Below are 14,322 nucleotides of genomic sequence, written 5' to 3'. Positions count from 1 at the left end.
TTATTGGCCGGTAACCTTTTTAGAGGTCTTGCTTTTTATCGCGGCGAAGATCGGCGGAATGATGGAGAACAGGATGATAGCGAATACTACGATAGTAAAATTCTTTTTTATCACTTCTATGCCACCAAAAAAGTATCCTAAAAATAAAAAGCTAACCACCCAGGCTAAACCACCTATAATGTTATAAAGGCTATACCGTGCAAAAGGCATGCTTCCTACGCCAGCCACAAAGGGTGCAATAGTACGTATAATAGGCAAAAAGCGACTGAATATTACCGCTTTACCACCGTGCTTATCAAAAAAAGCCTTGGTTTGCAGGTAGTAATCGAGCTTTAATATCTTGTTGCTTTCTTTAAATACCTTTGGCCCTAAATAGTTACCCAGCATATAGTTTACTGTATTACCTGTAAAGGCCGCTATAACAAGCAAAATGGTTAAGATGTAGATATTCAACCCTGTGTTACCGCCAGCTATTAACGCGCCTGCCGCGAACAGCAATGAGTCGCCGGGAAGAAATGGGGTAACCACAAAACCTGTTTCCGCGAAAATGATCAGGAAAAGAATAAGGTATGTCCAGGCCTGGTAATCGTGCGTTATTTGTGCCAGGTGCACATCAATATGCAATATAAAATCTATGATGCTTTTTATTATTTCCACGGGTGTTTAATTTGCCGTAAAAATATAAAATAAAATGGCTTAACGGTTAGTAAGTATCGCAAAACCAAAAGCCGCCGTATCAACGCGACCCGCAAGCCCGTAAGTATATAAAGTATACAAGCCGCCGTCGTTAATAGTAGTGCGTTTCAGCTCCTTTATTATACCATTAGGCGGATTACTACCGCTTACCTGGAAATTGTAAACCCCCGCCGGTATCTCAATATAATTACTTACACTCTTATATTTTTGCTGCCTGAACGCGTTAGTACCATTAGCAGCCAAATTAAGACCCTGATCTGAAGTGCCTGCCACGGTTGGCGCGGCATTCACAAAACGGATCTTGCCCTTTCCTATCGGTGGTATTGTAGAGGTATCAACGGTAAAGAGGTAGCTCAGGTCATTATTCTTTCTTGTACCTACAATATACAGCGAGTATTTGGTATTACGATTTAAACGGCTGCTATCGATACGCAGCAAATTGGTAACAGAAGCGGTAGCCGCCGACCTGATCTGGAACGGAGTATCAATAGTATTCAAATCAAAATACCCCGACGCGCTCGGATAGCTGTAAGTATTACCCTGCTTTAAAAAGTTAACGTACAGATAAACCGGCAATACATCGTAGCTCAGGTTTAATACCTGGTACTGTATCTTCGATTCGGTAGGGTTAATGGTACCCTGCTTACCGCACGATGATATGAACGGAATAACCATCATGCTGATGGTAACTAAAAATAACGTAAGTAATACTTTGCTGCTGTTATTGCGCATTTTATAAAATTAATTGTTCGCTACAATGCCTGCTCCGTAAGCGGCATCTTCTGTACCTGTTTTAGTACCTTTTGAAAATATGGTATAAACGCGGCCCGATACAAAAGTAACCGAATCAGATACAGCCACACTACCGGCTTGCGATACAGTTAGCAATTTTTTTCCCGGTTTGATATTTACAAATTCAGTAGCTGTTTTAAACATAATACCATTAAACACTACTGTATCTGTATTTAAGGTTACCTTGTTGCCTGCATTATCTGTCGACGCGTTCACAAACCTGATCCTTGCCGTTTTACTGGTATCGGTTGCAAAGGCATCGCTTACCAAAAATGAGTTGGCATCGCTTGTGCCGGCAACAAAAAGGGTATAATCTTTGGTAACTTCTAAATCCAACGCTTTTGTAAAAAGCACGTCGGGCGTACCGCTCTTTTTAAACTGATACGTTTGCGCTCCCGGTGTAACACTCATATAGCCCGATGCGCCAATGGGCGTAATGGAAGCTACGGTGTTAAGCCTGTTACCATTTAAAAACACATTTAGAGAGGTGGTAGACAGGTTGTACACATTTAGCGACGCGATATCATTATCCTCCGGAAACACCAGATCTTTTTTATTGCAGGCTGTAAGTGCAGCCACCGCTATTGTAAGAAAAGTAAATGTTTTTAACTTCATAATTTTGGTTTATAATGCTATAACGTATTTATAACGATTTGTTATAAGGGCTCATAAAAAAAGTCCGGGTGTTAAGCCGGACTTAGGTTGGATCTATAATTTAAGTTTACAACTTAAGCATAACTATTGAGCATTACCGGCATTACCAGCATCAGCACATCTTCATTTTCATCGCCACCTTGTGGTAACAATAAACCGGCACGGTTAGGGGTCGACATTTCAAGTACCACCTCTTCGCTGCCCAGGTTTTTCAGCATCTCGATCAGGAACCTCGCGTTGAAGCCGATCTCGATATCTTCACCTTCGTACTGGCAACCTAAACGCTCGTGCGCCTCGTTAGCAAAGTCGATATCTTCTGACGAGATATGCAGCTCGCTACCATTTATTTTTAACCGTACCTGGTGAGTGGTCTTGTTAGCGTAAATAGCAACACGGCTAAGTGAACCTAAAAACGCCAAACGGTCTATATTTAATTTATTAGGGTTATTCAACGGAATAACCGCTTCGTAATCAGGGTAACGCTCGTCAATTAAACGGCAAACCAAATTAATGCTGCCAAATTTAAAGAAAGCACTTGTATTGTTATACTCTACCGCCACATTTACATCATCAGCAGGTAGTGATGATTTTAACAACGTTAAAGCCTTTTTAGGTAATATGAACGAAGTAGTACCGGCAGCTTTGGCATCTTTACGGCGGTAACGTACCAACTTGTGGGCATCGGTAGCTACAAAAGTAAGGTGCTGGGTTGATAGCTGGCAGAATACCCCCGTCATGGCCGGGCGTAGTTCATCGTTACTTACCGCGAAAATGGTTTTGTTAATAGCTTCGGCCAGTACAGATGCAGGCAGGTTTACCTGCGACGCGTTCTCAACAACCGGAATTTTCGGGAAATCTTCACCGTTCTCTCCGCTTAATTTGTACTTACCATCGCCAGCGCTTATTTCAATAGCGAAAGTAGCATCATCTACCGAAAAAGCTATTGGCTGCTCGGGTAATGATTTCAAAGTATCTAATAATATGCGTGATGGGATGGCTATACGGCCATTCTCTTTAGCTTCAACCGCCAGCGAGGTAGTCATGCTGGTTTGCAGGTCGGTAGCCGAAATGGTAAGGCTGCCTTCTTTGATCTCAAATAAAAAGTTTTCCAGTATGGGCAATACGGTACTGTTGCTCAGCGCGCCGCTAACAGCCTGTAATTGCTTAAGTAATGTTGATGTAGAAACAATAAATCGCATATATAGTTATATTGATCACTCAAAAGTATAAAATTTAACGGGCATACTTTCTCTTGCGGAAATAATGTTGAAAAATAGCAAATATCAACACCATTGCCAACGGAATTACAGTATTTATTATTTGATAGTACAACTTATCGGTACGGATGCGCGCCCTGTCTAACAGGCGCAGTTTTATTTCCTTACCGCGTAAGGCTATCAGGCCCGAATCGTCGGTCATGTAGTCGGCTATGTTGAGCAGCAGGTTTTTGTTACCGTAACTTTGCTGTGTATAATGATCGTAACCCAGCGGATACGGTGAGCCGTCGCTGCCTACCTGGTTCTTTAAAATATCACCATCGCTAATGATGATCATTTTAGTCGGCTTACTTTCGGGCAGTACCGCGGCATGGCTGCCTACGCTATCGGGCACCGGGCGGTTACGAAAAGCAGAGGTAAAATTACCCTCCAGTAATACGCCTGTTACTTTAGGTACGCTTTGAAACTCCTTCGGATTAGGCTCCTGCTCCAGTGCCTGTAATGATAACAAGTGCGGCGCGTTCAGTTTTTTATTATATGGCGATGAAGTAAGCAGCACGGTTTTTTTAATATCCTTGGTATCAAGTATATCAATGGTGCTGGCAAACTCACTGCGGATACCGTCTACATTTTTCACTACCGGATGCTTTGATACCGGGATAAATACCGGGTAAAATAACCAGGGCACCATTTGTATCTGCGCCTGCCCGCCCATGTTACCGGCAGCCACCGGGATCTGCGAACAGCTCATATCGGCTATCAGGTCGTAATTGATACGGATGCCGTAACGAAACAATTGATCGTCGAGGTTCAATTTCTTAGGGAAGGCCAATTGCTCCCCGCCATGACCGCGCAGGCTATCAAGCTCGGCGCTTACCTGATCTATCGTCCATAGCACTCGCCCGCCCTGCATAATATATTGGTCTACCTTAAACTTTTCGGCCTCGGTAAAAGGGGCATCCGGCTTGGGTATTACCAGCAGCCTTATCTTGTTCAAGCTATCCACAGGGATCGTTTTCAGATCGACTCGGCCTACTAAGAAACCATCGGATAATGATTTAAAAGCGTCATCCAGTTGCAGATTGGTCAACTCGTTATGGCCTTCGGTAAAACCTACACGCGGCTTACCATTACTGGTTACTTTTTTTATGGCCGATGAAAAGGCGTATTCTAAATTCTGGATAGAATTATTCAGCACCTCTTCGGGTGATAACCCGATACGGGTTTGCAACAGCTTAACGGCAATATCATGCCCGCCCGATGATACCAGCGCGAATGGGAAGATCAGCTTTTGCGATACGCCATCATCGCTTTTTACGCTTAGGTTTTGTGGTTCGATGCCTTTATCATACCAATTCTGGTAGGCTTGCTTTTGCTCATCTTCCGACAGGCCTTTTATCTTCTCCAGCGGATCTACCAACTCATACTGCAACTTTCGTTTACTGTACGATTGCAGGTCGATCAGCATATCTACCGTAGCGCGCTGCAAACGCTTCATACCTCCGGGGAAGTTATCGCCTTTTAAATAGATCGTTACCTTAACCGGCGCGGCCAGGCTGTCCATCAGGTTACGGCTTATATCGGATATGGTGTATCTTTTTTCTTTAGTAAAATCAAAACGGGTAAAAGCGAACTGAGATAACAGCCCGAGCGAGATCATAACCGAGATTAAACTCAGCATAATGGTACCGCGGATACTTTTTTGCTGCTGCCTGATGAGCATGAACAGGGTAAGCCATATAAAAAAGCCGGCCAGCAGGATGAAATATACCAAATCGCGCGTATCTAAAACACCCCGGCTTACCGACTGGTAGTGCTCGGTAATCCCCAGCGATTGCAAGCCAAGGTTTTGTAGTGAAAGCAGCTGGCTCAAAGAATCGAACCCGCTATAAAAAAAGAAGCATAGGAACACGGCTACGGTAAACGCGATGATCTGGTTTTTGGTGATCGACGAAGCGAACAAACCAATAGCAACAAATCCGCCGCCCAATAAAAACAACCCAATGTACGAACCTATTACCGCGCCGGTATCTATATTCCCCTCGGGCAAACCCAATGTATAAACCGAAAAGTAATACACCAAGGTGGGCAATAGCGCGAACAGCACCAACAGTAACGCAGCTAAAAACTTACCCAGCACAATTTGCCAATCGGTAAGCGGACGGGTAAGCAGCAGCTCAAAAGTACCTTCGCGGCGCTCCTCGGCCAACGAACGCATGGTGATAGCCGGTATCAGGAACATGAACAGGTATGGCGCGGTGCTGAACAGACTATCCAGCCCGGCATAACCGTATTCGAGGATGCTTGATTCTGGAAATACCCACAGGAAAAGCCCCAGCACCAACAGGAACACCCCGATGGTAACATAAGCAACCAATGAGCTTAAATAAGCGGTTATTTCTTTTTTTAAGATACTTAACACAGATAATTACGTTAATGGCCGAAATTACAATATTAAACAGCCTAACGCAATTTGATTTTTGGATTTCGAATTTCGGATGTTCAATTTCTAATTTGTCGCCCTAACTAAGCACAACAAGGCAATCTTTCAGCCTCATCCAACCCTCTCCAAGGGAGAGGGCTTTAGAAAATGCTTCGTTTCCCGTCAGCAAACAGCTTCGGGCGAAAGCGGGCAGAACTGTGATGGCCAGGAGCGCAAAGGCGGGCATAGGAACTTGTTGCATGTGGGGAAGAAATGAGGGGCGAAGCATGGGGCAAAAGTTCCAGCCCCAAGTTCTGTTCGGTTTGCAGGGCAAGGCCTTGTGCGGCAAAGAAGCCTTTTGCTGGACATGACCTTTTGCTACTTTTGGGGCATAGCCAAAAGTAGTAGCCTCTGCGGCAATGAGCAGGCTGACATTGATAATAACACAAGCACAACCTAAGAGAGATTGCTTCGTTCCTCGCAATGACGTGATTTATATACGCGACAGAATTGCTTCGCACATCACAATAACAAAAGTTTAAAACAAACCAATTACAAACCATCAAAACTATACCCCACACTTAAAGAACCATACTGACTACCTGCCGCGCGGCTTTGTACTTCTTTAGTGCGCAAACTAACCGCATATGTGGCGCTCCAGCGGGATGTGGCAAACTGCACACCCATTTTTTGCTCGTATACAAAAGGCTGCACGCCAAAAGTTATAGGCCCCTTATTATTACGGAACATGCCGCCTTCAATAGTAGCATCGTACGCTACATAGTTAAGCTGGGGCGTTAAATAAACGTATAGCTCTACCTTGCGGTGCCTGTCGCCGCCAAAACTCAAGCGACTATTGGTAGCCGCCGATTGAAAAAGTTTATCGAGCAGTCCGAACCTTAACTGCAGGCCTGCCTGCGCCCCGGTAAAGGTATTGCCCAGTAATGCTGATGGACTTACAGTAACATCAAACCATTTGGAAGCATTACGATACAATAACCGCTGATAATCAAACCGGGCATTTAAACCGGGCTCGTTACGGAGCTGGTAATCCCAGCCCTTTACCTCGTGAAGTTTAAAAGCGGAGTGGAACCAACTTTGTACCTCTTTGCCCAAAGCCGCCGGCCCTATAACCCCTACCTGCGCGCTCACTTTTATGGCGCTTTCATTTTTGTACAGCCAGTTCATTGATCCGCCTGCAAACAGGTAGCCGGTAAATGGGCGGTCGATGGGCCGCGATTTTTTGAGGGTGGCCGAGTAAGGATTGAAAATTTGCTGACCGCCTTCTATCTCTATTATCTTTTTAGCAAGATTGGGGTTAGTGATCTTATCGCGGTTGAGCGCGTGGGTATATTTTAAAGAAGCGCCGTTGGTATAATACCTGTCTTTCATGCGCGATATATAGGCATCGTTGTCAGAGGTAATTCTGATCTGGCTTTTAAAGTTTTGCGCATGTAAAGCCGTCAGGCTCAGGCAACAAAACGCGCCTGTAAACAGTGCCTTTTTTAATATTTCGTTTGGGTTAAAAAACCCGCCTTTGATGTGATTTGGTGATAGCATAGCCTAATTTTTTAATATTGGGTTAATTGCTATCACAAAATAATTGAATCGAAGGTTAAATAAGTTTCTTTAGGCTATTATGAACAAAACGAACAACCTGTAGTTGTAATGCTATAAAATGAACATATTGTATAAAGCACACTAACACTACTATTTAGCTTAATTACCGGCTTCATTTTATGGCGCAGCTCAGTATATAATAAAAGAGGCAGTACCTCAAGCTGAAGTACTGCCTCTTTTATTAAGATTATGTTGATTAAGCTTAGAACTTGTAAGCCAAACGCAGGCCAAACTGACCGATGGTGCCGTCTTTTGACCATGCTTCGTAACGAATACCCGCTTCAACATTATCGGTAAAGGAATAACCTATACCAGGTGAATAAGCGAAGGCGGTGCCCATACCTTCTTCGGTTGAAAATACTGCGCCAAATTGAGCCTCACCAAAGAAACCTTTTTGGAAATAGTATTTACCACCTACCTTTACAGGGATAAAGCCAAAGCCCGATTTACCGCCTTCAACTTTATAATCGCTTTTAATACGGAAGTTGGAGTAACCTGCCGAACCTGTAAGAAAGAAATTTTCAACTACAGGGTGTTCATATTTAAGAGATGCGCCGATAACAAAAGAGAAACCTTCGCTGGCATCGCCAACCGGGGCGCCTAACTCTAAACCAACATTGAACCTGCCTTTATCGGCCGGAGTAGTTTGCGAGAATGAACTGAATACTGTGCCGCCTAATACGACTAATGAGAATAAGAATTTTTTCATTTTAATTATTGTGTAATGTTTAGCGCGACGCCACAGGGTACCATCTGTTTTGCCGCAGTTTGATGACATTGACGCACATTATCGGCAGGATGCTACAGCCGGTCATCAAAAAAAATAAAATAAAAAACACTTAGTGTATCAGCGTTTAAACATTATTAGGTTAATAATTTATTCAAATCAGGTTAACAATTATGGCCACAAACCTTAGCTTTAGTGTATTCAAATAACCCGAAAAAAAAATTTATATTTTTTGTGATTCACCTGCAAACCATCGACTCACTAAACAAAAAAAGGCTCGGGTAAATACCCGAACCTCTGTAACAATTGTGAATTTTTGCTATTAAAATTTGTACGCCAAACGTAAAGCTACCTGGCTTGTAGTGCCATTTTTTGACCATGCTTCGTAACGTACACCTGCTTCAAAACCACCGGCAAAGGCATAACCAACACCAGGTGCGTAAGCGAATGCAGTACCGCCGCCATCTGATAAAAACGCCGCGCCTAATTGGGCCTCACCAAAGAAACCTTCGTCAAAGAAATATTTAAGACCCGCTTTTACAGGGATAGCGCTAAGTTTTGGTTCTTCAAGACCAAGTGCTTTATAAGCGTCTTTAATATCGCTTTTTAACAAAAACTTTTGGTAACCGGCAGAAAGTGTAGCAAACAGGTTTTCGGCGATAGGATGATCGTATTTTAACGAACCACCAATTACAAATGACGAAACGTCTTTTGAATCGCCTAATGGTAAACCTGCATCAACACCGATGCTGAATTTGCCGCCTTCGTCAGAAGTTTGTGCGTAAGAACTGAACGTCGCTGCGCCCAGTACAAGTAATGATAAGATAATTTTTTTCATGTGAAACTGTAAATTAGGTTAATTTTTCGAGGACAAACATAGGAGAATTTATGATACAAGCAAATTTTCATCGAAATAATTAACTTCCAATTAACATAGGCAATCAATGAATAATGAATATATTTTAGTGTTTACCAGCCTATCCTGTAAGCTACTCGGATGCCGGTTTGGGTTAGCTGATTTCTCCATTTTTCGTAGCGGAAACCAAGGTCGACGTTTTGTTTTTCACCAACCGGGATCAGAAAACCGGGACCGATGGAATAGGCGAATAATTTATCTTTTTCATAGTTCAGGCCAATGGCCACCCCCAACTCTCCTTCTATATAAAACCCCGAACTTGCAAAGTACCGCACCCCTGCTTTTACAGGCGCAAATTTAGCCGCCTCCTGGCTGATATTGCTGCCAATAAGTGTACGTTTAAAGCCAAAACTGCTGTAGCCACCTGTTATGCTCAAACTTAAAGGATCGCTAACCGGTATCTCTACTTTGCCCAACAGCGAAAACCCAACTTTATAAATGCTCATGGTAGGTATTCCAAGCTCGGGCCCTATACTGAAAGCGGCGGTTGGTGTAGCTGTTTGGGCTTTGGCGGTAAGCGCGTAACAAAATAACAGGGCCAGTAGAAGCTTCTTCATAGAAGGGTTTAGTTGTTGGTGAGTTGTATAAAAATATTTTCCAGCGTTTTGTCGCCGTTCTTGTGGCGCAAATCATGCAAGGTATCGTTGGCGGCTATCTTTCCTTTATTAATGATGATCACATGATCGCACACGGCTTCTACCTCCTGCATAATGTGGGTGGATAGCACAATGGTTTTGGTTTTACCCAGATCAAGTATCAGCTGGCGAATGCCGATCAACTGGTTAGGATCAAGCCCGGAGGTAGGTTCATCCAGTATCAGCACTTCGGGGTTATGTAATATGGCTTGCGCCAGGCCAACGCGTTGTTTATAACCCTTTGATAGCTGGCCAATCTTTTTATGCTGCTCGGGGCCAAGGCCGGTTTGTTCTATTATGGCGGCTATGCGTTGTTCGGGGGCATTTAGTTTATGAATGCCTGCTATAAAACCCAGCGACTCTTTCACATACATTTCCTGGTAAAGCGGGTTGTTTTCGGGCAGGTAGCCGATGTGCTTTTTAACATCGAGCGGCTGCTTTATTACATCAAACCCACATACCAACGCGTTGCCCGATGTTTGCGGAATAAAACCCGTAAGTATTTTCATGGTGGTTGATTTACCCGCCCCGTTTGGGCCTAAGAAACCCAGCACACCGGGCTTGGCCATAAACGAAATATTATCAACCGCCTTTTGTGTACCGTATATCTTGGTCAATCCTTCTACCGAAATACTCATGGCGGTAAAATTATGGTATAGATTTTAAATGTGACATAGAGATATGATAATTATGTATGTTTATGATTTATTTATCACCTTTATTTACACCTTAACTTAACCTTTATCATGAAGTACGCTTACATTTTTTTAATCTGCACGTTACTTACGGCCTGCCAGCAAAAGCCAAACAGCAACACAAAATCCCTTTCAGATTCGTCATCTTTAAAAACCACACAAACACCGTATAAGTTGACAAATATTGTCACCCACGCTTTTTCTGATCAGCAAAAGCAAGACACATTCAAATTATTCTTATCAGGCCCAACCATACTTAACAGTAAGGTCACGTTTGAAATAATCAGCTTTAACAATAAACAGATCTTTACCGACGATTTTAATGGCAAGGATTTACTTGGTGACTTTGAGGGCAGTGAGCAGCAACAAAAAGATACTATCAATGCACGCTTTAAAAGATTCTTTCATCAGTCGGCATTTAAAACACCGGCTATTAACAAAACGGACAAGATAGATAAGGACTACATTATACAATCTGCCTTTGACGCTATTAAAGACGATGCCACTTCTATAGGCTTTACCTATAATAAAGGATACGAAGGTGTGTATTCAATTGCTTACGCTAAAAAGAAAAAAGAAACTGTGCTGTATTTCGCGTTCGATTAAACATACCTAAACTACTTATTGCGAGATATAAATATCTCGCACTTCAAACTTTCGCACTTTCATAGTAAAAACTATCTTTGCCACTATTATGAGTAAAGCGACCGACGAACTTTTTAAGAACGTAATATCACACGCTAAGGAATACGGCTTTGTATTTCAGTCAAGCGAAATATATGATGGACTAAGTGCTGTTTACGATTACGGACAAAATGGTGCCGAGTTAAAGAACAACATTAAAACTTACTGGTGGAAAGCCATGGTGCAAATGCACGATAACATTGTGGGTATTGATTCCGCGATTTTCATGCATCCTAAAATATGGAAAGCAAGCGGTCACGTTGATGGCTTCAGCGATCCGATGATTGACAACAAGGATTCGAAAAAACGCTACCGTGCCGACCAGTTACTGGAAGACAAGATAGCCAAATACGAGGCCGACGGCAAAACCGACAAAGCTGCTGCGTTGCAAACCGCTATGGACGATGCCCTGAAAGCTGAAGACCTGCCGCGTTTAAAAGAGCTGATCATTGAGCAGGAAATTGCCTGCCCCGTTAGCGGCACCCGCAACTGGACAGATGTACGCCAGTTTAACCTGATGTTCAGTACGCAGGTTGGCGCTATTGCAGATGAATCGGATACTATTTACCTGCGCCCCGAAACCGCGCAGGGTATATTTGTGAACTACCTGAACGTACAAAAATCAGGCAGGATGAAAATCCCTTTCGGTATCGCGCAAATTGGTAAGGCTTTCCGTAACGAGGTGATCGCGCGCCAGTTCATTATCCGCATGCGCGAATTTGAGCAAATGGAGATGCAGTTTTTTGTACGCCCCGGCACACAAAAAGAGTGGTTTAACAAATGGAAAGAAACCCGCCTGAAATGGCACCTTGCCCTGGGCACCGACGAAGCTAAATACCGTTACCACGAGCATACCAAACTGGCACACTATGCCGACGCGGCCTATGACATTGAATTTAATTTTCCGTTCGGGTTTAAAGAGGTAGAAGGGATCCACAGCCGTACCGATTTCGATTTGAGCCAGCACCAAAAGTTTTCGGGCAAAAAAATGCAATACTTCGATCCTGAACTGGGTGAAGACGGCAAGCCTTACGGTAACTATATCCCTTATGTAATTGAAACATCAATAGGTTTAGACAGGATGTTCCTGCTTACCATGATCAACGCTTACGAGGAAGAAGACCTGAGCACTGAGGAAAAGCAAGATAGCCGTACCGTGTTGCGCCTGCACCCTGCCCTTGCGCCTGTAAAGGCCGCTATTTTCCCGCTGACCAAAAAAGATGGTCTGCCTGAAAAAGCACGCGAAATAATGGATAAACTGAAGCTCGACTTCAACCTGCAATACGAAGAAAAAGACGCTATCGGTAAACGCTACCGTCGCCAGGATGCTATCGGTACACCTTTCTGTATCACGGTAGATCACCAAACACTGGAAGACGATACTGTAACCATCCGCTACCGCGACACCATGGCACAAGAACGCGTACCGGCCAGCCAATTAGAAAAAATAATCGGCGACCAGGTAAGCTGGAAGAACCTTTTGAAAGCAGAAAGCAGAAAGCTAAAAGACTAAAGCTGAAAGCTTCATTTAGGTTAAAGCTTAAAGGCGAAAGGTTAAAGGTGGATTGTCCGCTTTTAACCTTTCGCCTTTTTTGTACTTGGTTTTTTATCGCTTCATGTACCTTTCAGCTTTTACCTTTATCCTTTCAGCTTAGAGCCCCTTTCAGCTTTAGTCTTTCTGCTTTAAGCTTTCAACCTATTTTCTCTCTCTTCCCCGATGCAATGCTGCGGTAAATAGCATCTATCACCAGCATATCCTTACGCCCTTCTTCGCCGGGCACGATGGTTGGTTTCTTGTTGATTACGCAGCGGGCAAAATCATCCATTTGCAGGGCCTGCTGGTTAACCTGCGGAAAGTTCATGGGCCCGGCAGAGGTACTGCCATGTATACCACCATAGCCAAAAGCGGGTTGCAATTCGAAATTCCCTTTTTCGGCAGTCACCTTCAGGTAGCCCCAGTTATTGTTATAGCTCGATCTGCCTTTGGCCTTCAAGCCATCCGGAAATTCCAGTTCCCAGAAGATGGTTTCATCTACGTCTTTAAACAGGTCGGGTTTGGTTTTTTCTTCGGTAGCGGTTACGTACAGTGGCTCTTTACCCACGCTGTATCTTGAACCTTGAATAGAATACACACCCATATCCATCAACGCGCCACCGCCTGATAACACCTTTTTTAAACGCCAGGCATTCGGATCGCCACCGTAAACAAAGCCGTTGGCGGTATCAATCGCTGTTACTTTGCCCAACACCTTTTGCTGCCCAAGGCGCATCACCTCCTGGTTATGCGGCTCGAAATGCAGGCGATACCCTATCGATAGCATGCGGTTGGCTTTCTTGCAGGCTTCTATCATTTCGGTACAGTCGGCGGCATTTAGAGCCATCGGCTTTTCGCATATTACGTGCTTACCTGCTTTAGCCGCACGTATGGTAAACTCCTTATGCAGGGCAACCGGCAGCACTATGTAAACAATATCAATAGCAGGGTTATCCTTTATCGAATCGAAATTGGCGTAGTTATAAATATTTTTCTCGGGGATGTTATATTTTTTGCTCCACTCGTCGGCTTTTGATGGTGTGCCCGTAACAATACCGGCAAGGTAACAATTGGTGGTTTGCTGTAAGGCCGGAGCTAATTGTCCGCCTGCGTAACCGCCCAAACCTACCAATGCTATGCCCAGCTTTTTATCGGCAGGCAAGCCCTGCGAAAACGCGTTTAAGGCCGGAGCCAGCGCCAACGCACCTGCGCCGTAGCCCAAACTTTTCAGGAAATTTCGTCTGCTAAAGGAATCGTTAAGTTTCATAAGTATCGATATTGTTTAAGTATATTGATTGATAGAAACATACAGAACCGAAGCCGGGGTTGCTCCTGTTGTAACCTTAACATCAGGGAGTTAAAAAATGTTGTAGCTTTTTTAAATTTAGTTATAGATGAGTGATAAAAGCAAAGGCCTGGATTTAGAAAATGTGTCATTGCGAACGTAATGAAGCAATCACATAACTGTACAAATTCGCTCTGGATACTTTGCGATTGCTTCGTACCTCGCAATTGTAAAGGTCAAGTAATTCGGTAACAGAATTAGCTTTATGTTATAAAGCTAAACGTTATGCGAAACATTAACAATGATCTTACATTAAAACGGAATTATCTTAGCAAATATCGATTCCTGATCAGTGAGTATGAGCAGGTAAAGCGGGGCGAGCATGCCGTCTTTAGATTCGCTAAGGATTTTTATTCTGCACATGATACTGATGCAAGGGCTTTCC

General features: G+C 43.6%; 13 protein-coding genes. 2 read left to right on the top strand and 11 right to left on the bottom strand.

The genetic code is table 11. The features are described 5' to 3' along the window. The 10 genes from ABD894_RS18825 to ABD894_RS18780 all read right to left on the bottom strand — a co-directional run bounded on the left by ABD894_RS18825 (position 1) and on the right by ABD894_RS18780 (position 10,317). Positions 1 to 657 (bottom strand): DedA family protein, encoded by a 657-nt coding sequence (locus ABD894_RS18825; RefSeq protein ID WP_345212623.1) that lies wholly within the window; start codon positions 655 to 657, stop codon positions 1 to 3. A gap of 39 nt (positions 658 to 696) precedes the next feature. Further along, a complete protein-coding gene (locus ABD894_RS18820) occupies positions 697 to 1,428 on the bottom strand; it encodes a DUF4397 domain-containing protein (RefSeq protein ID WP_345212622.1) in 732 nt (243 codons plus the stop codon). 9 nt (positions 1,429 to 1,437) lie between these two features. After that, positions 1,438 to 2,103: a DUF4397 domain-containing protein gene (locus ABD894_RS18815; RefSeq protein ID WP_345212621.1), complete on the bottom strand. Its 666-nt coding sequence runs from the start codon at positions 2,101 to 2,103 to the stop codon at positions 1,438 to 1,440. 113 nt (positions 2,104 to 2,216) lie between these two features. After that, on the bottom strand, positions 2,217 to 3,341 hold the full coding sequence (gene dnaN / locus ABD894_RS18810) for a DNA polymerase III subunit beta (RefSeq protein WP_345212620.1): 1,125 nt from the start codon (positions 3,339 to 3,341) through the stop codon (positions 2,217 to 2,219). Positions 3,342 to 3,375: 34 nt separating this feature from the next. Next, positions 3,376 to 5,781, bottom strand: coding sequence for a gliding motility-associated ABC transporter substrate-binding protein GldG (gene gldG / locus ABD894_RS18805; protein WP_345212619.1), 2,406 nt, complete (start codon positions 5,779 to 5,781; stop codon positions 3,376 to 3,378). A 552-nt stretch (positions 5,782 to 6,333) separates the two neighbouring features. Beyond that, entirely contained in the window at positions 6,334 to 7,341 is a 1,008-nt protein-coding gene (locus ABD894_RS18800; RefSeq protein WP_345212618.1) for a lipid A deacylase LpxR family protein, read from the bottom strand. A 262-nt stretch (positions 7,342 to 7,603) separates the two neighbouring features. Next, complete coding sequence (locus tag ABD894_RS18795; protein ID WP_345212617.1) at positions 7,604 to 8,110, bottom strand: hypothetical protein; 507 nt, start codon at positions 8,108 to 8,110, stop codon at positions 7,604 to 7,606. Between the two features lie 340 nt (positions 8,111 to 8,450). Beyond that, positions 8,451 to 8,966 (bottom strand): outer membrane beta-barrel protein, encoded by a 516-nt coding sequence (locus ABD894_RS18790; RefSeq protein ID WP_345212616.1) that lies wholly within the window; start codon positions 8,964 to 8,966, stop codon positions 8,451 to 8,453. A gap of 131 nt (positions 8,967 to 9,097) precedes the next feature. Next, a complete protein-coding gene (locus ABD894_RS18785; protein ID WP_345212615.1) occupies positions 9,098 to 9,601 on the bottom strand; it encodes a hypothetical protein in 504 nt (167 codons plus the stop codon). A gap of 8 nt (positions 9,602 to 9,609) precedes the next feature. Next, positions 9,610 to 10,317 carry an ATP-binding cassette domain-containing protein gene (locus ABD894_RS18780; RefSeq protein ID WP_345212614.1) on the bottom strand — a complete coding sequence of 236 codons (708 nt, stop codon included), beginning with the start codon at positions 10,315 to 10,317 and terminating at the stop codon, positions 9,610 to 9,612. 231 nt (positions 10,318 to 10,548) lie between these two features. Between ABD894_RS18780 and ABD894_RS18775 the strand changes: the two genes are divergently transcribed. After that, positions 10,549 to 10,980, top strand: coding sequence for a hypothetical protein (locus ABD894_RS18775; RefSeq protein ID WP_345212613.1), 432 nt, complete (start codon positions 10,549 to 10,551; stop codon positions 10,978 to 10,980). An 88-nt stretch (positions 10,981 to 11,068) separates the two neighbouring features. Continuing rightward, positions 11,069 to 12,571 carry a glycine--tRNA ligase gene (locus ABD894_RS18770; RefSeq protein WP_345212612.1) on the top strand — a complete coding sequence of 501 codons (1,503 nt, stop codon included), beginning with the start codon at positions 11,069 to 11,071 and terminating at the stop codon, positions 12,569 to 12,571. A 178-nt stretch (positions 12,572 to 12,749) separates the two neighbouring features. Here ABD894_RS18770 and ABD894_RS18765 read toward each other — a convergent pair whose 3' ends face one another. Then, entirely contained in the window at positions 12,750 to 13,859 is a 1,110-nt protein-coding gene (locus tag ABD894_RS18765) for a Gfo/Idh/MocA family protein (protein WP_345212611.1), read from the bottom strand. Positions 13,860 to 14,322: the final 463 nt, after the last annotated feature.

The organism is Mucilaginibacter gynuensis, assembly GCF_039541195.1.
In the GTDB taxonomy this organism is placed as follows: Bacteria; Bacteroidota; Bacteroidia; order Sphingobacteriales; family Sphingobacteriaceae; genus Mucilaginibacter; species Mucilaginibacter gynuensis.
Note: the sequence above shows the minus strand (reverse complement) of the source record. Positions and strands in the feature narration are given on the sequence as shown.

Excerpts from the sequence above, each read along its gene's own strand:
- ABD894_RS18785 (WP_345212615.1), bottom strand. The coding sequence starts at position 9,601 with ATGAAGAAGCTTCTACTGGCCCTGTTATTTTGTTACGCGCTTACCGCC.
- ABD894_RS18800 (WP_345212618.1), bottom strand. The coding sequence starts at position 7,341 with ATGCTATCACCAAATCACATCAAAGGCGGGTTTTTTAACCCAAACGAA.
- dnaN (WP_345212620.1), bottom strand. The coding sequence starts at position 3,341 with ATGCGATTTATTGTTTCTACATCAACATTACTTAAGCAATTACAGGCT.
- ABD894_RS18765 (WP_345212611.1), bottom strand. The coding sequence starts at position 13,859 with ATGAAACTTAACGATTCCTTTAGCAGACGAAATTTCCTGAAAAGTTTG.
- ABD894_RS18820 (WP_345212622.1), bottom strand. The coding sequence starts at position 1,428 with ATGCGCAATAACAGCAGCAAAGTATTACTTACGTTATTTTTAGTTACC.
- ABD894_RS18770 (WP_345212612.1), top strand. The coding sequence starts at position 11,069 with ATGAGTAAAGCGACCGACGAACTTTTTAAGAACGTAATATCACACGCT.
- ABD894_RS18795 (WP_345212617.1), bottom strand. The coding sequence starts at position 8,110 with ATGAAAAAATTCTTATTCTCATTAGTCGTATTAGGCGGCACAGTATTC.
- ABD894_RS18815 (WP_345212621.1), bottom strand. The coding sequence starts at position 2,103 with ATGAAGTTAAAAACATTTACTTTTCTTACAATAGCGGTGGCTGCACTT.
- ABD894_RS18780 (WP_345212614.1), bottom strand. The coding sequence starts at position 10,317 with ATGAGTATTTCGGTAGAAGGATTGACCAAGATATACGGTACACAAAAG.
- ABD894_RS18790 (WP_345212616.1), bottom strand. The coding sequence starts at position 8,966 with ATGAAAAAAATTATCTTATCATTACTTGTACTGGGCGCAGCGACGTTC.